Genomic DNA, 20718 nt, shown 5'->3' with positions numbered 1-20718 from the left:
CAATCGGTCACGTTGTGACTCCAAAGCATCATTCCAATCCGAGGATCGGCGGATTCTTGCAAGATATTGCCTGCGCATCACAAACCCTCCCAAATGCAGGTGTCATCCTGCGCCCGGAAAGCTTCAAAATACTGGGTCGCTTCGGGGTCGGCCGCGCCGAATTCCACCGGACGGTCGGCGAGGGAGACGACAATCACCTGCCCCGCCAGCGCATGTTCGGTCATGTAAGGAAGTGCGACGACCGCGCAGAGATGTTCCATATCCGGCGCGGCGCGGTCATAGGCGATGGCCCCCGGCCCTTTGGCGATCTGCGGCGCGATAAAACGGAAGCGAAGCCAAGTCTCACCGCCGAGTTCCTCGACCAAGACCTCTTGCAGATCAACGGTTTGGCCAGAGGGGACATCAATGGCCCGCGCGGGGGCTGCAAGCCCGACCGCCAGCAGGGCTGGCAGCCAGGCCCGGCGCAGAAGAGCGCCTAGTGGTTGCGCAGCGCGTCGATCAGCGCGTCCTTGTCCATGTCCGAGCGCCCTTCGATCCCGAGCTCCTGCGCCCGGTCGTATAGATCGTTCTTGGTCCAATCCTCGTAGGGCGGCTGTTTGCCCCCCTTCTTGCCGGGGTGCTGGCTGTCGTTGGCCTGCGCATTGGCGATCCGGGCGGCTTTCTCCTTGCTCGCCCCATCTTCGCGCAGGGACTTGTAGGTCTCTTCGTCCTTGATGGATGAATTCGGCATGATCCGGTCCTCCTTTGCAAGGAAAACCACCCAGCCCGCCGAGGGTTCCGCGCGCGGCCCTCGTGGGATCGGTATTTGAGAAAGGATGAAGCTGCATGATGGCGCTCAGAGCGGGATGTTGTCGTGTTTCTTCCACGGGGTCTGCACTTTCTTGTTGCGCAGAGAGGCGAAGGCGCGGGCGACCCGTTTGCGGGTGCTGCGGGGCTGGATCACCTCGTCGATGAAGCCACGTTCGGCGGCGACGAAGGGATTGGCGAAACGATCCTCGTAATCCTTGGTGTGTTTGGCGATCTTTTCGGGGTCGTTCAGATCCTTGCGGTGAATGATCTCGGTTGCGCCTTTGGCGCCCATCACGGCGACTTCGGCGGTGGGCCAAGCGTAGTTGAAATCCGAGCGCAGGTGTTTCGAGGCCATCACGTCATAGGCGCCGCCATAGGCTTTGCGCGTGATGACGGTGACCATCGGCACCGTCGCCTCGCCATAGGCGAAGAGCAGTTTCGCGCCGTGTTTGATGACGCCGCCGAATTCCTGACCGGTGCCGGGCAGGAAGCCGGGCACGTCCACCAGCGTGAGGATCGGGATCTCGAAGGCGTCGCAGAAGCGCACGAAACGCGCCGCTTTGCGCGAACTGTCGATGTCGAGGCAGCCGGCCAGCACCATCGGCTGGTTGGCCACCACGCCAACGGTACGCCCCTCAAGACGGATGAAACCGGTGATGATGTTCTTGGCGAATTCCTCTTGGATTTCGTAAAAGTCGCCCTCATCCGCCAGTTTGAGGATCAATTCCTTCATGTCATAGGGGGTGTTGGCGTTCGACGGTACCAGCGTGTCGAGCGAGGGCTCGATCCGATTGGGATCGTCGAAGAAGGGGCGGACCGGTGGTTTCTCGCGGTTGTTGGCGGGCAGCAGATCGACGAGGCGGCGCACCTCGGCCAATGCCTCAACATCGTTCTCGAAGGCCGCGTCGGCGACGGAGGATTTGCGCGTGTGGGTCGTGGCGCCGCCCAGCTCTTCGGCGGTGACGACTTCGTTGGTGACGGTTTTCACCACGTCCGGACCGGTGACGAACATATAGGAGCTGTCTTTGACCATGAAGATGAAGTCGGTCATCGCGGGCGAATAGACTGCCCCGCCCGCGCAGGGGCCCATGATGACGCTGATCTGAGGGATCACGCCGGAGGCTTCGATGTTGCGCTGGAAGACCTCGGCATAGCCTGCAAGGCTGGCCACGCCTTCTTGGATCCGCGCTCCGCCGGAATCGTTGATGCCGATCACCGGGGCGCCGTTTTGCACTGCCATGTCCATGATCTTGCAGATTTTCTGAGCATGGGTTTCAGATAGGGAGCCGCCGAAGACGGTGAAATCCTGACTGAAGACATAGACGAGGCGGCCGTTGATCGTGCCCCAGCCGGTGACCACGCCATCGCCCGCGGGCTTTTGATCCTGCATGCCGAAATCGGTGCAGCGGTGGGTGACGAACATGTCGAATTCCTCGAAGGAGCCTTCGTCGAGCAGCAGATCGACACGCTCCCGCGCGGTGAGCTTGCCGCGGCCGTGCTGCGCATCAATCCGTGCCTGACCGCCGCCCAAACGCGCATCTTCGCGACGCCGCTCCAGTTGTTCGAGAATGTCTTTCATGACGCACCCCTATTGTGATTTCGACCAGTCTACCGGAGGAGCGCAACCGACCAAAGCGCAATTTTGCAAATTTGCAAAATCACTACAGGCGTTGCGAAGCAAAATGAAAAGTTGCAAAACAATCTAGTTAACATGGACATTTCCCATACCCGCGACTACTTGCATTTGCATGAGCGATATCCCCCTAGTCCGGTATTTAGACCGGACGACCCCGCCCCATATTTCAACGCTGATCCTGCTGGCCGGGCTTTCGGCCATGGTCATGAACATCTTTCTGCCCAGCCTGCCGAAGATGGCAGAGCATTTCGGCACGGATTATGCGGTGATCCAGCTTTCAGTGCCGCTCTACCTGTTCTTCAGCGGGATACTGCAAATCTTCATCGGGCCGATTTCGGACAACCTCGGGCGGCGGCGGGTGATGCTTTGGGGCTTGGGCGTCTTTTTCGTGGCCACGGTGGGCTGTCTGCTGGCGCCGAACATCGCCGTGTTTCTGGTATTCCGCATGGCGCAGGCTGTGATCGCCACGGGCATGGTCCTGAGCCGCGCGGTGATCCGCGATCTCTATACCCAAGACGAATCGGCCTCTATGATCGGCTATGTCACCATGGGCATGGCGCTGGTGCCGATGATCAGCCCAGCCTTGGGCGGGTTGCTGGAGCAGGGTTTCGGCTGGCAGGCTTCCTTCTGGGCGATGCTGATCCTTGGCGGGCTGGTCTTTTGGGTGGCTTGGGCGGATTTGGGCGAGACCGCCCGGGCCAGCGGCAAATCGCTGCGCCAGCAGTTCGGCGAATACCCCGAGCTGCTCCGCTCGCCGCGGTTTTGGGGCTATGCGCTGGCCACGGGCTTTTGCTCGGGCGCCTTCTTTGCCTATCTCGGCGGCGCGCCCTTCGTGGGGACCGTGGTCTTCGGGATGGAGCCTGCGGTGCTGGGCCTCTATTTCGGCGCGCCCGCGATTGGCTATTTCATCGGCAACTTCGTCACCGCGCGGACCGCGACCCGTTTCGGCGTCAATACGCTGGTGCTTTGGGGCTGCATCTCCAATGCCGTAGGTGGCACGGTGTCGCTGCTGATCTTCCTTGCGGGCTACGGCTCTCCACTCAGCTTTTTCGGGCTGATGACGCTGGTGGGCCTGGGCAACGGGCTCTGCATCCCCAATGCCACCGCCGGGATGCTGTCGGTGCGCCCGCATCTGGCGGGCACGGCCTCCGGGCTGGGCGGGGCAATCATGATTGTCGGCGGCGCGGCCTTGAGCGCGCTGGCGGGCGCCCTGCTCACCCCTGAGACCGGGGCCTATCCGCTGTTGTGGCTCATGTTGTTGACGGCCATCGCCTCGGTCGCCTCCATCTGGGTGGTGATCCGGCGTGAGAAAGCTTTGGGCCTCTAGGCCCACGCTCTCCGCGCTTGTGACCCCGGCTTTGCAAAGCTAGGCTGCACCCGACTGCAAAGTTGCAAAGGTGCGCGGATGGCGATCCAGAAACTCTATGCCGGTGTAAAACTGCGTGAGACCCGCACCCGCGCGGGGCTGACGCAGAAAGATTTCGCCGCTCGGCTGGGCGTGTCCTTGCCCTATCTCAACCAGATGGAGAACAACAACCGACCCGTCAGCACCAATGTCGTGCTGGCCTTGGCGTCGGAGTTCAGGCTGGATGTGACGGAGCTTTCCAGCGGCGATGGGGAGCGGTTGGTGAGCGATCTGCGTGAGGCGCTGGCCGATCCGGTTTTCGCTGGAAAGGCACCCCCGGTGGCTGATCTGCGCCTCACCGCCTCCAACGCGCCGGGGCTGGCACATGCCTTTCTTGCGCTGCATCAAAGCTACCGACAGGTGCATGAACGGCTGGCCTCGCTGGACGAAGCATTGGGCCGTGAGGATGCCCGCGCGATGCCCTCCCCTTGGGAAGAGGTGCGGGACTTCTTTCACTATTGCGACAATTACATCGATGCCGTCGACCGTGCGGCAGAGCATTTCGCGACCCGCGAAGGCAGTGGCAGTGACACGCGGGCGACCGCGGCGCGCGCGCTTGAGAGTGCCGGGGTGCGCGTGGTTTTTGAGGATGACGACCGGCTGCGCGCCTATGATCCCGCACGCAAGGTGCTGCATCTATCGGCCCGTGCAGCGCCTGAGACGCAGACCTTTCAGATGTTGTTGCAGGTGGCGCTGACCCAGCAGGATGCGCTGCTGGAGGCGACGCTGGACCTCGCCCGCTTCCACAGCGCCGCGGCGCGGGATATCGCAAAGATTGGGCTGGCCAATTACTTCGCGGGGGCGGCCCTGTTGCCCTATGGGCGGTTTTTGCAAAAGGCGCAGGATTGCCGCCATGATCTGGAGGTGCTGGCCGGGCATTTCGGTGCCTCAATCGAACAAGTGGCGCATCGGCTATCGACGATGCAGCGCCCCGGCGCGAAGGGGGTTCCCTTTTTCTTCGTCCGGGTCGATCAGGCAGGAACGATCACCAAACGCCATTCCGCGACCCGACTGCAATTCGCGCGTTTCGGCGGCGCCTGCCCGCTCTGGAACGTCCACCGCGCCTTTGAGACGCCGGGGCGGTTCCTGCGGCAACTGGCCGAGACGCCGGATGGGGTGCGCTATATCAGTTTGGCGCGGGACATCTCGAAACCGGCGGGGCGGTTTGGCGCCCCGGTGCGGCGCTACGCGATCTCACTCGGCTGCGAGGTGCGCCATGCGCCCGCGCTGGTCTACGCCGATGGGATGGACGTCACCCGCAGCGATGCCTTTGAACCGATTGGCATTTCCTGCCGGATTTGCGAACGCCGGGATTGCCATCAACGCTCCGTCCCGCCGCTGGAGCGGCAGTTGGTGGTCGACCCGCATCTGCGCGACACCCTGCCCTACCGGGTGGAGTGATCAGCGCCGCGCGCGCCGCCACCCCGCGCCGCGGGCCTCGGCTTCGGAACAGAACCAACGCTCGCCTTTGCGGGCGCTGATGCGGGTGCGGCTGTAAAACTCCTGCCCCGGCATATGGTAAATCTTGACCCCCTCGGCGCTGATATTGCCTTTGATCTGGCAGCTCCCCTCGGGCCGGGCAGGCTCGGACCCGCTGCGGCGGGTCACGCGGTAGCGGGCGGGGGAAACCGTCTTGAACCCGTGAATCCCACGGCCTGCGACAAAGGCGGCCTTCTCATCCAGATCATAGTCCATCGAATATTTACGATAAGCAAAGGCCAGCCCGTCACGCACCAGCGCCTGCCCCACGTCAACGTCGCCCACATGGCAGCGGGCGACGATGCGATCATAGCGGTCGCGGTCCAGTGCCTCACAATGCGCGTTGGCCCCTTGGTATCTGTCGCGCACCTCCCTCGTTGTCCAATCTCCGCAGGCCCAAGCCTGCCCGCCCTCGGTCTCGCAGGTCTGGCTGGACTCCAGCGCATCGATGCCATGCAAGCGGATGCGCGTACCGCCGAGATCGAAAGTATCCCCATCGATCACGCGAACCACGCCCGAAACGCTCTGCGCCCCCGCTGATCCAGTTGCGAGGCTCAGTGTCAGACTGAGGGCGAAAAGTGAACAAATCCTTAACATGAGGCAGGTATGACGCCCTGCCCCGCGGCCTTCAAGACAGGATGTTAAGGCAGGTTAACGATCAGCGCTGCGCCACCTGCCAGTTCGGATGCAGCCAAGGTTCGTCATTCGCGCGCGGCAGCGGATCGCGGCCCAGAAGCAGGTCCGAGACCTTTTCGCCGACCATGATCGAAGGCGCGTTAAGGTTGCCATTGGTGATCCGCGGGAAGATCGAACTGTCGGCCACGCGCAGCCCCTCGACCCCAATCACCCGTGCTTGCGGGTCGACCACGGCGCCCCGATCGTCCGCCTCCCCCATACGGCAGGTGCCGCAGGGGTGATAGGCGCTCTCGGCGTGTTCGGCGATGAAGGCATCAAGCTCCGCGTCCGACTGCAGCGCGGCGCCGGGCTGGATCTCGTGTTTAACGAAGGGTTTGAAGGCGTCCTGCGCAAAGATCTCCCGCGTGAGGCGGATACAGGTGCGAAACTCCTCCCAATCGTCGGGATGCGACATGTAGTTGAACCGAATGCGCGGCGCCTCGCTCGGGTCGGCGGAGCGCAGGGTGATCTCGCCCCGCGACTTGGAGCGCATCGGTCCGGTATGGGCCTGAAAGCCATGCCCCTCGGCCGCCGCCTGCCCGTCGTAGCGCACGGCAATGGGCAGGAAATGGTATTGGATATCAGGGTATTCCACGCCGGGCTTCGAGCGAATAAAGGCCGCGGATTCGAACTGGTTCGAGGCGCCCATACCGGTCTTGGTAAACAGCCATTGAGCGCCGATGACGGCCTTCGACAGGAGGTTCCAGTGCTTGTAAAGCGTGATCGGCTGGCGCGAGGCCATCTGGATGTAAAGCTCCAGGTGGTCCTGCAGGTTCTGACCCACGCCCGGGCGGTCGGCCAGCACCTCGATCCCGTGTTCGGCCAGATGGGCAGCCGGGCCGATCCCCGAAAGCATCAGCAGTTTCGGCGAGTTGATCGACGACGCCGCCAGCACCACTTCGCGGCTGGCGCGGATCACCTCCGTCGCGCGGCCACGCTTGACCTCGACACCCACAGCACGGCCCTCTTCGATCACCACGCGCTGCGCCAACGCGCGGATCAGGGTGACGTTGCCGGTCTTCTGCGCCGGGCGCAGATAGGCATTGGCCGCCGACCAGCGCCGCCCGTTCCAGACGGTCTGCTCCATCGGGCCGAAACCCTCTTGCTGCTCGCCGTTATAGTCATGGGTCACCGGGTAGCCCGCCTGCGCCCCGGCCTGCACGAAGGCGTCGAAAAGCGGGTTCTCGCGCGGGCCGCGGCTGACGTGCAGCGGGCCGTCCTTGCCGCGCCATGCAGCATCGCCGCCGTGGCCGTTCTCGTGCCATGTTTCCATGCGTTTGTAGTAGGGCAGCACATCCGCGTAGGACCAGCCGCGCGCGCCGGACTCCTCCCAATGGTCGAAGTCCTTGGCGTGGCCGCGGACGTAGACCATGCCGTTGATCGACGACGAGCCGCCGATCACTTTACCGCGCGGGCAGACCAATTCGCGGTTGTTCAAATGCGGCTCGGGCTCGGATTTATAGCCCCAGTCGTAGCGCGGCATGTTCATCGGATAGCTGAGCGCCGCGGGCATCTGGATGAAAGGCCCGGCGTCGGTGCCACCATGTTCGATGACGATGACCTTGCGGCCCGCCTCGGCCAGACGGTAGGCCATGGCGCAGCCCGCGGAGCCCGCGCCGACGATGACAAATTCAGCTTCCATAGCTCTTCCTTCCGTGATTCCGCGCCGGGTCAAGGATGCGCAGCACCGCGCGAAGACGCGGCTTGTCCTTGAGGCGGTGGGGAATCGCTCCCCAGAATTGACGCGGTGACTTGAGGATCAGGCTGATCCCTCAAGCACCTCTCAGCAAATTCACCCCTTAGAAGGGCGCCTCGACATCACCCATGCGCACGTAAACCGACTTCACTTGGCTGTAGTGCTCGATCGCCGCCTTGGCGTTCTCGCGGCCCACGCCGGAGTTCTTCATGCCGCCGAAGGGCGCTTCGACCGGCGCGTCGTTGTAGCTGTTGATGTAGCAGGTCCCGGCCTCGAACCCCGCCGCCACGCGATGCGCGCGGGCAAGATCACGGGTGAAAACACCGGCGGCGAGGCCGAACTCGGTGGCATTGGCGCGGGCCATGACCTCGGCTTCGTCCTCGAAGTCGAGCACCGCCATGACGGGGCCGAAGATCTCCTCGCGGGCGATGATCATGTCGTCGGTCACATCGGCAAAGACGGTCGGCTGCATGTAGAAGCCATCACGCTCGATCCGCGCGCCGCCATAGACCAGCCGCGCGCCCTCGGCTTTGCCCTTCTCGACGTAGTCCAGCGCGATCTGCATCTGCCGCTCGCTGACCATCGGGCCAAAGCTGGTGTCGGGGTCCATCGGATCACCGATCACGGCGTTGTCCAGCCGCTCGGAAAGCCGCGCGAGGAACTTCTCCTTGATGTCGCGGTGCACGAAGACGCGGGTGCCGTTCGAGCAGATCTGGCCCGAGCTGTAGAAGTTGCCCAGGATCGCGCCGCCGACGGCATTGTCGATGTCCGCGTCCTCGAAGACGATCAGGGGCGACTTGCCGCCCAGTTCCATCGTCACATGTTTGATGCCCTCGGCAGCCGCGGCATAGACCTTGCGCCCCGTCGGCACGGAGCCGGTGAGCGAAACCTTGTCGACGCGGGTGTCGGTGACCAGCGACTGGCCGACCTCGCCCATGCCCTGCACCACGTTGAAGAGACCCGCGGGCAGCCCGGCCTCGATCAGGATCTCGGCGACCTTCAGGGCGCAGAGCGGCGTGGTCTCGGACGGTTTGAAGATCATCGCATTGCCGCAAGCCAGCGCGGGCGCGGCCTTCCAGCAGGCGATCTGGGTGGGGTAGTTCCATGCCCCGATGCCGACACAGACGCCCAAGGGCTCGCGGCGGGTATAGACCCAGTCCTCGCCCAGTTGGATATGTTCGCCCGTCAGGCTGCCGGCGAGACCGCCAAAATACTCCAGCGCGTCCGCGCCGCTGGTGGCATCGGCGACGGAGGTCTCCTGATAGGGTTTGCCGGTGTCTTGGGTTTCCAGCACCGACAGATCGTGGTTGCGGTCGCGGATCATGTCGGCGGCGCGGCGCAGGATGCGGCCCCGCTCGGTGCCGCTCATCGCGCCCCATGCGGCCTGCGCGCGGCGGGCCGAGGCGATGGCCTGTTCGACGATCTGAGGCGTGGCGGCATAGACCGTGGCGATCTTTTCGCCCGTGGCGGGATAGATCACCGGGATCGGCGTGCCGTTGGTGTCTTCGACATAGACGCCGTCGATAAAGTGGCTGGCGGTGGGTTGGGGATCATAGGACATCAAAGGGACTTTCTTGCCTGAGGCGAGGAGTGTTCAGAGAGGCGGAGCGCGGCGGTGCCGCCCGTCTCCGCGGTGTTCAACGGCCCGCTTTGAGCAGCAGGTCGAGTGTATAGAGCGCGCGAGTCATAGCCTCTGCCGCGCTGACGCCATCCGACAGCGCCGCGCGCAGGTAGAGCCCGTCGATCAACGCCGCCAAGGTTTCGGCGTCGCCTTCGGGCTGAGGGCTGATCGGGCGCAGCGCATGTGTGAGGTTGGACCGCAACCGGCTTTGGTAAGCCGTCAGCAGCCGCCGGGTTTCGGGGTTGGTGCGGGCATGGGCGTAGAGTGTCATCCACGCGCTGATCGTGCCGGGGTGAAAGCCGGTATCGTCGAAACTGGCGACGATGATTGCTGCCGCGCGGTCATGCGGCGTGCGGGCCGTGGCCAAGCGTTCGCGGACCCCGGCGGCATATTCCGACAAGATGTGCCGCATCGCCGCCAGAAAGATCTGGTTCTTACCGCCGAAGTAATGATGCGCCAGCGCGCTCGACATGCCTGCCCGCTTGGCGATCTGGCTCACCGTCACATCCAGCGACTGGGCCTCGCCGATCTCGGCGATGGTGGCTTTGACCAGCGCAGAGCGGCGAATGGGTTCCATTCCGACTTTGGGCATTGGATTCGGATCCTTGGGGCAGTGTTGACCGCCTCAGGATAGGGGAATCTTTATTGACTCGTCAATCAAGTACCAACCTACGGGGCGGAAGGTCAGAATTTCGTCGCATGCGAGGGGGGCGTGACCTGCCGTTTCAGCATCGCTTCGCGCCATGTGATAAAGGTGACAGAGCCCAAGATCACCGACCCGCCCAGCACGACCCAGAGGTCCACCGGCTCGGCAAAGACCACCACGCCGAGGATCGTGGCCCAGACCAATTGCAGGAAAGTGACCGGCTGCGTCACCGTCACCGGGGCGGCGGCAAAAGCCAGCGTCATGGTGAAATGCCCCGCCGTTGCGAAAAAGGCGACCCCGGCGAGGATCAGCAGTTCCTGCGGTGTCGGCGTGATCCAGACGGCAAAGGCGAAGGGCGCCAGCCCGATGGTCACGAAGATCGACAGCATGGTCACGATCATCACCGGGCGCGCCTCATCCGCCAGCACCTTGGCCAAGAGGTAGGACCCGGCAAAGACCACCGCCGCCAGCAACATCGCCAAATGCCCGGTAGAGACTTCGCGAAAACCGGGCCGCAGGATGATCGCCGCCCCCGCCAGCCCCAGACAGACCGCCACGATGCGCCGTGCGGCCAGCTTCTCCCCCAGAAAGATCGCGGCACCCACGGTGACATAGATCGGCGCGAGGTAGTTCATCGCGGTCACCTCGGCGATGGGCAGGCGGGTCATGGCGTAGAACCACAGGATCACCCCGCCCGCGTGGCACAGGCCCCGCATGCCGAAAAGCCCCCATTGCCGCCGGCTCACCGGTGTGGCCAGCAGCGACCGCAGGACCGGCAGGACAAAGACCAACCCCATGGCGTAGCGCAGGAAAGCGGCTTCTGCCGAAGGCAGCCGCGGCCCCATGTATTTCACCAGCGCGGTCACGCCGATGAAACAGGCCCCCGTCACCAACATCCAAAAGACCCCGACAAGCGGGCGGTTGGGCGGAGCGGGAATGTCGGGGGTGGTGGCGGGAGAGTGTGTCATGCCGCGACCCTTTCCCAAAGCGCTGCCAAGGGCAAGATGGGCGCGGCATTTTTATTCACATCGCAAGCAATTTGATGGCAATCGCCCACATGGTCACGGCGATGATGGCGTCCAAGACCTGCCAACTGCGCGGTCTGGCAAAGAGCGGCGCCAGCAGCCGCGCGCCATAGCCCAGTGAGAAGAAGAAGACGAAGCTTGCCAGCACCGCCCCGATGCCAAAGCTGAGCCGGTCGGGATATTGCGCCGAGATCGAGCCGAGCAGCACCAAGGTGTCGAGGTAGACATGCGGGTTCAGCCACGTCAGCGCCAGCAGCGTCAGGATCGCCTTGCGCAGGCTGCGGGTGGATTGCCCCTCGGCCTCCAGCGCCTCCCCGCCCTGCCATGCGGAAACCGCGTTGCGCCAGCCGTACCACAGCAGGAAAGCCGCGCCGCCATAGCGCATCAGCGGGCCGAACCACGGGGCCGCCTCGGCCAACGCGCCAAAGCCCGCGACCCCCGACATGATCAACACCGCATCCGAGGCGGCACAGACGAGCACCACCGGCAGCACATGTTCGCGGCGCAGCCCTTGGCGCAAGACAAAGGCGTTTTGCGCCCCGATGGCCATGATGAGGGTGAGGCTGAGGGCGAAGCCGGGAAGGAGTGAGGTGAACATCAAAGGCGTCCTATAACATGGGTTGCCTTTGCCTAGCCCGGCGGTTCAGATTACTCAAATTCAATAGTCTACGTTAGGATTAGCAAATCTTATGCAGCTCGACAGCGCGCAGCTAACCGCATTGGCCCATATACTGCGGCTCGGCAGTTTTGATGCCGCAGCGGCGGTGCTGGGGGTGACCCCCTCGGCAATCTCGCAACGGGTGAAGGCGCTGGAGGATCGTGTGGGGGCCACCCTCGTTCTGCGCGGCCAGCCCTGCACCGGCACGCCCATGGGCCAGCGTCTTGCCAAACATGCGGAGGATGTGGCCCTGCTCGAAGCGCAGGCGCTTGGCGCGGGCGATGCCACCGCCCCGCCCCGGCTGCGCCTTGCGGTGCCTGCGGATGTCTTGGCCACATGGCTGATCCCGGCGCTGGCGCAGGTGCCCGACATGCTCTTCGATCTGATGATCGACGACCAAGACACCTCTGCCGATTGGCTGCGTCGGGGGGAGGTCAGCGCGGCGGTGACGGCGCAAGCCCGCGCGGCACCGGGCTGCGACGTGCTGCCCTTGGGGGCGCTGCGCTACCATGCCACTGCCAGCCCCGCCTATCGCGAGACCTGGTTTGCCGAAGGCGTCACGACCGAGGCACTGGCCCGCGCGCCGATGCTCACCTTCGATCATAAGGATCAACTGCAAGGGCGATGGTTGATGCGAAAGACCGGGCAGCGACTGACCCCGCCAAGCCACCATCTGCCCTCAAGCCACGGCTTTGTCGCGGCGGCGCAGCAAGGGCTGGGTTGGGGGATGAACCCCGCGCCGCTGGTGGCCGAGGATATTGCGGCGGGCCAGCTCGTGTCACTGGACGAGGCGCTGCCGCTGGATGTGCCGCTTTACTGGCAGGTCGCGCGGATCATGGTGCCCGCGCTGGCCCCGCTCACCGCCGCCATAAGGGCCGCGGCACGCGAGGCGCTGGTGCAAATACCGCGTTAAAGCTGCGACATAACCTCGTCGGAGGCCTCAAAGTTGGTGGTGACGCGCTGCACGTCGTCATCTTCCTCAAGCGCATCGATCAGCTTCATCAGCTTTTCCATGTTCTCGAGATCCATCTCGGTGGTGGTGGTCGGACGCCAGATCAGCTTGGTCGATTCCGACTCGCCCAATGCGGCCTCAAGCGCGGTCGACACGTCGTTGAGATCGGTGTCGGCGCAATAGATCACATGGCCTTCTTCGGAGCTTTCCACGTCTTCGGCACCGGCTTCGATCGCGGCCATCATCACGGTGTCTGCGTCGCCCACGGAAGCGGGGTAGATCACCTCGCCCTTGCGCTCGAACATGAAACCGACTGAGCCTGTCTCGCCCAGATTGCCGCCATTCTTGGTGAAGGTCGAGCGCACAGTCGAAGCGGTGCGGTTGCGGTTGTCGGTCATCGCCTCGACGATCACCGCCACGCCATTGGGGCCATAGCCCTCGTAGCGGATTTCCTCGTAATCCTCGCCCTCACCGCCGACGGCCTTCTTGATGGCGCGTTCGATGTTGTCCTTGGGCATGGACTGGCCCTTGGCCTCTTTCACCGCCAGACGAAGACGCGGGTTCTTGTCCGGGTCGGGGTCGCCCATCTTGGCCGCGATGGTGATTTCCTTGGAGAGTTTGGAAAACACCTTGGCGCGCAGCTTGTCCTGACGGCCCTTGCGATGCTGGATGTTTGCCCATTTGGAGTGACCGGCCATGAATACCTCGTTCTGGCAATGCGTTTGCGCCACTCTATATGCCAGCATCACCGCTGGAACAAGCCACCCGGCCTGTGCTTAGCTTTCCGCCCGTGAAGCAACCAAGTTAGACCGGATCTATGACCACTGATCAGATTATCCTCTTCACCCTCTTCGGCGCGGTCTTTGGTCTGCTGCTTTGGGGGCGGTTCCGCTATGACATCGTGGCCTTCGGGGCGCTGATGCTCGGCGTGGTGCTGGGGGTGGTGCCCACGGAAAACGCCTTTGACGGTTTCGGCCATCCGGCCACGCTGATCGTGGCGCTGGTCTTGGTGGTTTCGGCTGGGTTGGTCCGTTCGGGCGCGGTGATGCTGATCACCCGCACGTTGGTCGACAGTTCGCGCAGCTTGGGCGCGCATATCACCATGATGGGTGCCGTGGGCGGGGTGCTGTCGGCCTTTATGAACAACGTCGCCGCCTTGGCCCTGCTGATGCCGGTCGACATCCAGACCGCACGCAAAGCGGGCCGCGCGCCGGGGCTGAGCCTGATGCCGCTCAGTTTCGCCACCATCCTTGGCGGCATGGCCACGCTGATCGGCACGCCGCCCAATATCATCATCGCCTCCATCCGGCAGGAATCCTTGGGCGCGCCTTTCAAGATGTTCGATTTCGCCCCCGTCGGCGGGTTGGCCGCCATTGCGGGGCTGATCTTTGTCGCGCTGATCGGCTGGCGGCTGATCCCCGCCCGCGAAGACGCCATGATCGAGGCCGAGGACATCGCCCAATATATCGCTGAGCTAACCGTACCCGAGGGCAACAAACAGATCGGCAAACGGCTGGCCGAGTTGCAAGAAGAGGCGCATCGCGCCGATGTGGCGATCTTGGGCCTGATGCGCGACGGCAAGCGACGCTATGGCACGGCGCGCAACGTGGTGCTGCAAGCCGGAGACGCGATCGTGCTTGAGGCCACGCCCGACGCGCTGGACGAGTTCCGCAGCACGCTGAACCTCGCGCTGGCTGACCGGGACCGCGAAGACCTGCTACTGGCCGATGGCGACGGGGTCGAGATTGTCGAGGTCGTGGTGACCGATGGCTCACGGCTCAACGGACGCACGGCGCAGGCGGTGGGCCTGTCGTGGCGTCAGCGCACGGTGCTGTTGGGCCTGTCGCGACAGGGCCGCAAGATCACCTCGCAACTGCGCACGACCGAGCTGAAACCGGGGGACATCCTGTTGCTGCTGGTCCCGCGCGACACGGTGGCCCATGTCACCGACTGGCTGGGCGTGCTGCCGCTGGCCGACCGGGGCCTTGCGGTGACGCAAGACAGCAAGACTTGGCTTGCCATCGCGATGTTCGCGGGGGCCGTGGCCGCGGCCTCTTTCGGGCTGATCTACCTGCCGATCGCCCTTGGCATCGTGGTGGTCGGTTATGTGCTGGCCAAGATCGTGCCGCTGTCGGAACTCTATACCCATATCGAATGGCCGGTGATCGTGCTCTTGGGCTCGATGATCCCACTGGGCGCGGCGCTGGAGACTTCGGGCGGGACCGAATTGATCGCGGGCGCGCTGGTGGGGCTGACCGAGGGGCTGCCCGCTTGGGTGGTCCTCACGGTTCTGATGGTGGTGACCATGTCGCTGTCGGATGTGCTCAACAACACCGCGACGACCATCGTCGCGGCGCCCGTGGGCATCCAGATGGCGCAGTCGCTCAGCGTCTCTCCTGACCCGTTTTTGATGGCAGTGGCGGTGGCAGCCTCTTCGGCTTTCCTGACGCCGATTGGGCATAAGAACAACACGCTGATCCTCGGCCCCGGCGGCTATTCCTTTGGCGACTATTGGCGCATGGGGCTGCCGCTGGAGATCATCGTCGTCGCCGTGTCGATCCCCGCGATCCTGTTCTTCTGGCCGCTTTAATCGCCACCCCCGCGCGTCGGACTTGCCAGAGCATATTTGCCGCCCCTAGGCTGAAGGTCAGCTTTGGGGGGACAAATGGACATTCTAATCAACGTCGTACTGCCGCTGTCATTGGCGATCATCATGCTGTCGCTGGGCGTGGGCCTCACGGTTTCAGACTTCACCCGCGTGGCGAAATACCCGCGCGCCTTTGCCTTGGGCGCGCTTTGCCAAGTGGTGCTGGTGCCCGCTGCCGCATGGGCCGTGGCCATGGCCTTTGGCCTGCGCGGAGAACTGGCCGTCGGGCTGATGATCCTCTCCTTCTGCCCGGGCGGCGTGACCTCGAATATGATCAGCAAATTCGCGCGGGGCGATGTGGCGCTTTCGGTGACTTTGACGGCGGTGGTCTCGCTTCTGAGCATCCTGACCGTACCGGTCTTCACCGCCATCGCTGTGCGGCACTTCATGGGCGATGCCGCGCCGGATGTTTCGGTCGCGGCGCTGGCGGTGGCGATGTTCGTGATCACCACCCTGCCCGTGGCGCTTGGGCTTGCCCTGCGCCACCTCGCCCCCGGCTTTGCCGCGCGGATCGAGCCGGGCCTCTCCGCCCTCGCCGCGCTGCTCTTCGTGCTGATTGTCCTCGCCGCATTGGCCGGAAATTGGAGCGTTTTCACCGAGAATCTCGCCCGGCTTGGTCCCGCGCTCATTAGCATGAACGCGGCGCTGATGTTGCTGGGGCTGGGTATTGCCGCAGCGGCCGGGCTGGCGTGGCAGACCCGCAAGACGATCTCGGTCGAAGTGGGCATCCAGAACGCCACGCTTGGCATCACCCTCGCCGGATTGATCTCGGGCCAAGCGTCGGGGTTCAGCGCCTATGCCCTGCCCTCGGCGGTCTATGGCATCACGATGTATCTGGTGGCCCTGCCCTTCGTCCTTTGGATGCGCGGACGCTGAGGGGGCGACGCCCGCCAAGCAAAAGGCGCGTCCAGAGGGACGCGCCTTTCGTTTTTAGACTGACGGCCCCTTAGGCCATGTCGAAGGCGTCATCCTCGCAGGTGTCGCCCCCTTCGTCTTCCTCCTCCGGCATGGAAGTGAGGGTCAGCGCGTCCATGAGGGCGCTCGCGGGGTCGGAGGTATCGGCATCGGGGTCCTCCATGTCAGGGTCGACCATACCGGACACCTCAAGCACCTCGCCGCCGCTCTCATCCGAGTCCACCACAACACGCATGCCGCTCAGATCGATATCTTCGAAAGACAGCGAGCCGGGATAGGTCCAGAGGGTGAAGTTCGTGCTTGTGACCTCATCATCGGAACTGTCAGCGGTCGTGCCGAACTGCAGACCCACATCGAAGCTGCCTCCCGCTTGGGGACCATCGTCGAAACCGTCGACACCGTCATCCACGGCCTTCACATCCGTCAGGTGATAGCCTTCGGCGTTCACATCAGGGAAGAAGTTCAGTTCTTCGATTGCGCTGCCATCAGTCACATTGAAGAAAAGCCCGTTGATGTCAGCGTGGGATTCCGCTTCGGGATCAGTGGGCGAAAGGTTGAAGTGCAGCTGCCCCTCCGGCGTTTCCGTGACGGCGATTGTGATCTCCCCACTCTCTCCCATCAGGAAATTAAGAACGGACTTATCGTCGCCACCGGTATGACCCCCTTGCGTACCACCCGAACCGGATCCCTTAGTGCCGCAAGAGCCGGAACCTTTGGTGCCGCCAGAGCCGGAGCCTTTAGTCCCGCCGGAGCCGGAGCCTTTCGTACCGCCAGAACCGGAACCCTTGGTGCCACCAGAACCGGAGCCCTTCGTGCCGCCAGAACCGGAGCCTTTCGTACCGCCGGAACCGGAACCCTTGGTGCCACCGGAACCGGAGCCCTTCGTGCCACCAGAACCGGAACCCTTAGTGCCACCCGAGCCGGAGCCCTTCGTACCGCCAAAGCCGGAACCCTTGGTACCGCCGGAGCCGGAACCTTTCGTGCCGCCAGAACCGGAGCCTTTCGTGCCGCCAGAACCGGAGCCTTTCGTGCCACCAGAACCGGAACCCTTCGTGCCACCCGAGCCGGAGCCCTTCGTACCGCCAGAGCCGGAGCCCTTCGTGCCACCGGAACCGGAGCCCTTCGTGCCGCCCGAACCGGAACCTTTTGTGCCACCGGAGCCGGAGCCTTTCGTACCGCCAGAGCCGGAGCCCTTCGTGCCGCCAGAACCGGAACCCTTGGTCCCACCCGAACCGGAGCCTTTGCCGTCATCGTTCCCGTCGAACTTCCCGGCCAAGTGCTTGTCATACCACGTCGCGAAGGAGGAGCCCTCTACCCCGCCGTTGTGATAGGACTTCGTTCCGCTGGCATCGCAACCGCTGCCCGCTTCACCGCCAGTGGACCAGCTATTGTCCTTGCTGTTCCAACCCTTTGAGAATCTGTAACCCATGGCGCCAATCCCTCATATGCATTTGCAGCCGCGGCCGCTTTGCAGCGCCGCATCCCCCACTGACCTGTGAAGCTAGCAGCGGCGCCTATTTCCGCCAAATTCTTTCCATTTTTTGGGTAAATTGGGCCGACAAAGCGTGATAAATCGAAACAGTGAGACACCCTGAGAGGGCATTGTTCTTTCGTGCAGGTCAAATGCGCTGATGGGGTGCGAATCACTCCCGTCGGGATAGGTGGAAATTGCCTTTGTTTTGCCCAAAACCCGCCGTACCCTCGTCAGCCAGCCGACCTAGACAGGCGAAAACACCAGCGGAGGCCCCATGGCACGACCCAAGGAACAAAGCGCTCAGGCCCAGATCGCCGCGGCGGCGCGCAAGCATTTCGGGCAAGATGTGGCGCGGGTATCGGCGCCGGGCGGCGAAAACCGGTCGAGCTTTCGGCTGCATCTGACCGACCGCACGGTGATCGCCACCCTGCGCCCGGACTTCCGCCGCACCCATCTCGAAGCCCATGTGCTGACCGAGCTTGGCCGCCACTGCAGCGACCTGCCCGAATGTCTGGGCGTTGTGGGAGAGATCATGTTCCAATCCGACGTCGGCAAACGCCGCCTCAACGTCGAGGTCGCGCGGGTGGAACGCGCCGAACAGCTTACCCTCGCAGCCGAGGCCGTCTCGGCCATCTTCCGCATCCACGGCGCCGCGCGCCAGACCGAGTTGAACGCGATCATGCCGCATCTGGGCAACAACCGCGACTGGGTGCTGAACTTCGTCGATGCGGTGGATTTTCTGAAAGACCTCGGCGGCGGCATCTCGGACCAGTTCGACCGCACCGCCGCCTATGAACGCATCAACGCCCCGGCGCGGCAATTCGTCAAATGGGACTGCCGCTCAGGCAATGCCGCGATTGGCGCGGATGACAAGCTGCGCTGGTTCGACTTTGAATATGCCGGTCTGCGCCACGGGGCCGAAGACATCGCTTGGCTGATCGGGGATGAGGCATGGCCCATCGCCCCGCCGGATATGGTGGATGTGGTGATCGACGCCTTCGATCCGACCTGCGGCATCGCCCTGCCCGACTACCTCGATTACCTCTCGGTCTACCTAACCTTCCACGCGGTGCAGCGGCTCAAACTGATCAGCAAAGAGGCCAAGAAGCGCGGCTGGCTGAGCAAGGACCGCATCCGACGCTATGACGACGCCGGGGTGCATCCTGAATTCGCGGCCCATATCTGTCGGGTCGGGGCCTATTTCTCGGACCAATCCGAACTCACCGCCCCGCTGACCCGTAACTTCCTTGAGGCGCAAGCGGGCTTTGACGCAATCGTCGCCCAGTCCGACGTGCCGCGCAGCGCCTAAGCTACCAAATGAGCGGGATCACCGCGCTGACCAGCACCGACATGCTCAGGTTCAGCGGGATCCCGATGCGCATGAAATCGGTGAAGCGATAGCCCCCCGGCCCGTAAACCAGCGTGTTGGTCTGATAGCCGATGGGCGTGGCAAAGGCGCAGGAGGCAGCGATCATCACCGCCACCACCAGCGGGCGCGGGTCCATGCCAAGCGCGGTGCTGAGGCTGATGGCAATCGGCGTCATAATCACCGCCACGGCATTGTTGCTGACGATCTCGGTCAGGATGGTGGTCAGCAGGAACACCGCCCAGATGATGAAAAACGGCGGCAATTGCGCCAGCCCCGGCGCGATATTGTCGACGATTAGCGTGATCGCGCCGGAATTCTGCAAGGCCGCGCCAACCGCCAACATGGCAAAGATTAGCGCCAGCAAACGCCCCTCCACGAAAGAGAAAGCCTCCTCCGCGTCGATACAGCCCGTCACCAGCACCACGGCCACGGCGATCACGGCCAGCAGGAGGATTGGCGCCACGTTGAAGGCCGCCAGCGCCACGATCCCCACGAGGGCGGCAATGGCGATCGGCGCATGCCCCCGGCGGAACGCCCGGGCCGAAGGTTGGGTCACATCGACAAGGTTCATCTCGCTCGCCAGCCGCTGGATGTCTTCGGCAGCCCCTTCCAGCAGCAGCGTATCGCCGACCTTGACGATCAACTGGTCAAGCTGCTGGCCGATGTTCTGGTTCCGCCGATGCACCGCCAGCGGATAGACCCCATAGCGCCGCCGCAGCCGCATTGAGCCCAAGCTGCGCCCCACCATCCGGCAACCCGGCGTGATCAGCACCTCGACGGTCGTGGTCTCCACTGCCGAAAGCTGGTCGACCCGGCGGAGTTCCTTGTTGTTTTGCAGACTGAGAAGCTCGGTCATCTGGGTGCGCAGCACGACACGGTCGCCGACCTGAAGCGCGACTCCTTTGAGGTTGCGACGCAATGAATCGTCGCCCCGCACCACGTCGATCAACCGCACGCCCTCGCGTTTAAAAAGCTGCACGTCCAGCACTTCACGGCCAATTAGGTTGCTTTCGGGCGGGATCACCGCCTCGGTAAAGAATTTCATCTTGGATCGGTCAGAGAGCATATTCGCCATGCTGTCGCGCGCGGGCAGCAGCCGGTCGGCGAGGAGCAGCATGTAAAGCAAGCCCCAAGCACAGACCACAAGGCCCACGGGCAGGATCTCGAAAATGCCGAAAGGGGCCATGCCCTGCGACCGCGCCACACCATCGACCAATAGGTTGGTGGAGGTGCCGATCAGCGTCAGAGAGCCGCCCATGATCGCGGCATAGCTGAGCGGTATCAACAGCTTGGAGGCCTTGGTGTTCAGCGTGCGGGTCAACTGTACCACCACCGGGATCATGACCACCACCACGGGCGTGTTGTTCATGATCGCACTGGCCGCCATGACCGACAGGATCACCCCCGCCACCGCCGTCTTGGGGTGGGTCTTGGCCGAGCGTTCGGCCAACCGCGTCAACACATCCAACGCCCCGGTGCGGACCAAGGCCCCCATGATGATGAACATCGCCGCGATGGTCCAAGGCGCGGGGTTTGAAAGCACCTCAAGCGCGTCATCATAGGGCAGCACGCCAAGGGCCAGCAGCAAGGCCGCCCCGGCGATGGCGACGACTTCGGTCGGAAAGGCTTCGCGCAGGAAAAGCACGAACATCATGCCGACAACCACGAGGGTAAGCACCGCCGTCTCCATCGGAGAGAAGCTGAAAAATTCCATCAAGAACCTGTCATTCG

18 protein-coding genes are annotated in these 20718 nt (G+C 63.7%); 6 read left to right on the top strand and 12 right to left on the bottom strand.

The window, feature by feature from the left end:
• Positions 1–77: 77 nt before the first annotated feature.
• The 3 genes from HKX24_RS05530 to HKX24_RS05520 all read right to left on the bottom strand — a co-directional run bounded on the left by HKX24_RS05530 (position 78) and on the right by HKX24_RS05520 (position 2368).
• On the bottom strand, positions 78–578 hold the full coding sequence (locus tag HKX24_RS05530; protein ID WP_276153848.1) for a DUF6497 family protein: 501 nt from the start codon (positions 576–578) through the stop codon (positions 78–80).
• Positions 476–730: a Rho termination factor gene (locus tag HKX24_RS05525; RefSeq protein WP_271693241.1), complete on the bottom strand. Its 255-nt coding sequence runs from the start codon at positions 728–730 to the stop codon at positions 476–478. The genes HKX24_RS05530 and HKX24_RS05525 overlap by 103 nt, the downstream gene beginning before the upstream one ends.
• A gap of 105 nt (positions 731–835) precedes the next feature.
• Positions 836–2368 (bottom strand): acyl-CoA carboxylase subunit beta, encoded by a 1533-nt coding sequence (locus tag HKX24_RS05520; protein WP_168612268.1) that lies wholly within the window; start codon positions 2366–2368, stop codon positions 836–838.
• Positions 2369–2537: 169 nt separating this feature from the next.
• Between HKX24_RS05520 and HKX24_RS05515 the strand changes: the two genes are divergently transcribed.
• Both HKX24_RS05515 and HKX24_RS05510 read left to right on the top strand, forming a co-directional pair.
• The gene (locus HKX24_RS05515) at positions 2538–3752 is read left to right on the top strand and encodes a multidrug effflux MFS transporter (RefSeq protein ID WP_271693240.1); all 1215 of its coding nucleotides are present in this window, start codon (positions 2538–2540) and stop codon (positions 3750–3752) included.
• Positions 3753–3830: 78 nt separating this feature from the next.
• Complete coding sequence (locus HKX24_RS05510; protein WP_271693239.1) at positions 3831–5231, top strand: helix-turn-helix transcriptional regulator; 1401 nt, start codon at positions 3831–3833, stop codon at positions 5229–5231.
• Here the strand turns inward: HKX24_RS05510 and HKX24_RS05505 are convergent, their stop codons facing one another.
• The 6 genes from HKX24_RS05505 to HKX24_RS05480 all read right to left on the bottom strand — a co-directional run bounded on the left by HKX24_RS05505 (position 5232) and on the right by HKX24_RS05480 (position 11570).
• Positions 5232–5822: a thermonuclease family protein gene (locus HKX24_RS05505; protein ID WP_271693238.1), complete on the bottom strand. Its 591-nt coding sequence runs from the start codon at positions 5820–5822 to the stop codon at positions 5232–5234.
• 145 nt (positions 5823–5967) lie between these two features.
• Entirely contained in the window at positions 5968–7626 is a 1659-nt protein-coding gene (betA, locus tag HKX24_RS05500) for a choline dehydrogenase (protein WP_271693237.1), read from the bottom strand.
• Between the two features lie 157 nt (positions 7627–7783).
• Entirely contained in the window at positions 7784–9241 is a 1458-nt protein-coding gene (betB, locus tag HKX24_RS05495) for a betaine-aldehyde dehydrogenase (protein ID WP_271693236.1), read from the bottom strand.
• Between the two features lie 76 nt (positions 9242–9317).
• Positions 9318–9893: a transcriptional regulator BetI gene (gene betI, locus HKX24_RS05490; RefSeq protein ID WP_209219056.1), complete on the bottom strand. Its 576-nt coding sequence runs from the start codon at positions 9891–9893 to the stop codon at positions 9318–9320.
• A 92-nt stretch (positions 9894–9985) separates the two neighbouring features.
• Positions 9986–10915 carry a DMT family transporter gene (locus tag HKX24_RS05485; protein ID WP_276153847.1) on the bottom strand — a complete coding sequence of 310 codons (930 nt, stop codon included), beginning with the start codon at positions 10913–10915 and terminating at the stop codon, positions 9986–9988.
• A gap of 55 nt (positions 10916–10970) precedes the next feature.
• The gene (locus HKX24_RS05480; RefSeq protein ID WP_209219057.1) at positions 10971–11570 is read right to left on the bottom strand and encodes a LysE/ArgO family amino acid transporter; all 600 of its coding nucleotides are present in this window, start codon (positions 11568–11570) and stop codon (positions 10971–10973) included.
• 91 nt (positions 11571–11661) lie between these two features.
• On the opposite strand from HKX24_RS05480, the gene HKX24_RS05475 reads away from it, so the two are divergent.
• Complete coding sequence (locus HKX24_RS05475; RefSeq protein WP_271693235.1) at positions 11662–12543, top strand: LysR family transcriptional regulator ArgP; 882 nt, start codon at positions 11662–11664, stop codon at positions 12541–12543.
• Here HKX24_RS05475 and HKX24_RS05470 read toward each other — a convergent pair.
• Positions 12540–13280 (bottom strand): YebC/PmpR family DNA-binding transcriptional regulator, encoded by a 741-nt coding sequence (locus HKX24_RS05470; protein WP_271693234.1) that lies wholly within the window; start codon positions 13278–13280, stop codon positions 12540–12542. The genes HKX24_RS05475 and HKX24_RS05470 overlap by 4 nt on opposite strands.
• Before the next feature lie 119 nt (positions 13281–13399).
• Here HKX24_RS05470 and HKX24_RS05465 point away from each other — a divergent pair, with 119 nt between their 5' ends.
• Positions 13400–15172: an SLC13 family permease gene (locus tag HKX24_RS05465; RefSeq protein WP_271693233.1), complete on the top strand. Its 1773-nt coding sequence runs from the start codon at positions 13400–13402 to the stop codon at positions 15170–15172.
• 75 nt (positions 15173–15247) lie between these two features.
• Positions 15248–16105 carry a bile acid:sodium symporter gene (locus HKX24_RS05460; RefSeq protein WP_271693232.1) on the top strand — a complete coding sequence of 286 codons (858 nt, stop codon included), beginning with the start codon at positions 15248–15250 and terminating at the stop codon, positions 16103–16105.
• 70 nt (positions 16106–16175) lie between these two features.
• Here the strand turns inward: HKX24_RS05460 and HKX24_RS05455 are convergent, their stop codons facing one another.
• A complete protein-coding gene (locus HKX24_RS05455) occupies positions 16176–17573 on the bottom strand; it encodes a hypothetical protein (RefSeq protein WP_271693231.1) in 1398 nt (465 codons plus the stop codon).
• A gap of 319 nt (positions 17574–17892) precedes the next feature.
• On the opposite strand from HKX24_RS05455, the gene HKX24_RS05450 reads away from it, so the two are divergent.
• Positions 17893–18927: a hypothetical protein gene (locus HKX24_RS05450; RefSeq protein ID WP_276153846.1), complete on the top strand. Its 1035-nt coding sequence runs from the start codon at positions 17893–17895 to the stop codon at positions 18925–18927.
• A 1-nt stretch (position 18928) separates the two neighbouring features.
• On the opposite strand, the gene HKX24_RS05445 is transcribed toward HKX24_RS05450, so the two are convergent.
• Positions 18929–20701, bottom strand: a complete 1773-nt coding sequence (locus HKX24_RS05445) for an SLC13 family permease (RefSeq protein ID WP_271693229.1) — start codon at positions 20699–20701, stop codon at positions 18929–18931.
• Positions 20702–20718: the final 17 nt, after the last annotated feature.

The sequence above is a fragment of the Sulfitobacter sp. M85 genome, assembly GCF_029285915.1.
Lineage (GTDB): Bacteria > Pseudomonadota > Alphaproteobacteria > Rhodobacterales > Rhodobacteraceae > Sulfitobacter > Sulfitobacter faviae.
This window is presented reverse-complemented; position numbering and strand designations above follow the sequence as displayed.

Excerpts from the sequence above, each read along its gene's own strand:
- HKX24_RS05445 (WP_271693229.1), bottom strand. The coding sequence starts at position 20,701 with ATGGAATTTTTCAGCTTCTCTCCGATGGAGACGGCGGTGCTTACCCTC.
- HKX24_RS05475 (WP_271693235.1), top strand. The coding sequence starts at position 11,662 with ATGCAGCTCGACAGCGCGCAGCTAACCGCATTGGCCCATATACTGCGG.
- HKX24_RS05525 (WP_271693241.1), bottom strand. The coding sequence starts at position 730 with ATGCCGAATTCATCCATCAAGGACGAAGAGACCTACAAGTCCCTGCGC.
- HKX24_RS05480 (WP_209219057.1), bottom strand. The coding sequence starts at position 11,570 with ATGTTCACCTCACTCCTTCCCGGCTTCGCCCTCAGCCTCACCCTCATC.
- HKX24_RS05515 (WP_271693240.1), top strand. The coding sequence starts at position 2,538 with ATGAGCGATATCCCCCTAGTCCGGTATTTAGACCGGACGACCCCGCCC.
- HKX24_RS05520 (WP_168612268.1), bottom strand. The coding sequence starts at position 2,368 with ATGAAAGACATTCTCGAACAACTGGAGCGGCGTCGCGAAGATGCGCGT.
- HKX24_RS05465 (WP_271693233.1), top strand. The coding sequence starts at position 13,400 with ATGACCACTGATCAGATTATCCTCTTCACCCTCTTCGGCGCGGTCTTT.
- HKX24_RS05460 (WP_271693232.1), top strand. The coding sequence starts at position 15,248 with ATGGACATTCTAATCAACGTCGTACTGCCGCTGTCATTGGCGATCATC.
- betI (WP_209219056.1), bottom strand. The coding sequence starts at position 9,893 with ATGCCCAAAGTCGGAATGGAACCCATTCGCCGCTCTGCGCTGGTCAAA.
- HKX24_RS05470 (WP_271693234.1), bottom strand. The coding sequence starts at position 13,280 with ATGGCCGGTCACTCCAAATGGGCAAACATCCAGCATCGCAAGGGCCGT.
- HKX24_RS05455 (WP_271693231.1), bottom strand. The coding sequence starts at position 17,573 with ATGGGTTACAGATTCTCAAAGGGTTGGAACAGCAAGGACAATAGCTGG.
- betA (WP_271693237.1), bottom strand. The coding sequence starts at position 7,626 with ATGGAAGCTGAATTTGTCATCGTCGGCGCGGGCTCCGCGGGCTGCGCC.
- betB (WP_271693236.1), bottom strand. The coding sequence starts at position 9,241 with ATGTCCTATGATCCCCAACCCACCGCCAGCCACTTTATCGACGGCGTC.
- HKX24_RS05485 (WP_276153847.1), bottom strand. The coding sequence starts at position 10,915 with ATGACACACTCTCCCGCCACCACCCCCGACATTCCCGCTCCGCCCAAC.
- HKX24_RS05510 (WP_271693239.1), top strand. The coding sequence starts at position 3,831 with ATGGCGATCCAGAAACTCTATGCCGGTGTAAAACTGCGTGAGACCCGC.
- HKX24_RS05450 (WP_276153846.1), top strand. The coding sequence starts at position 17,893 with ATGGCACGACCCAAGGAACAAAGCGCTCAGGCCCAGATCGCCGCGGCG.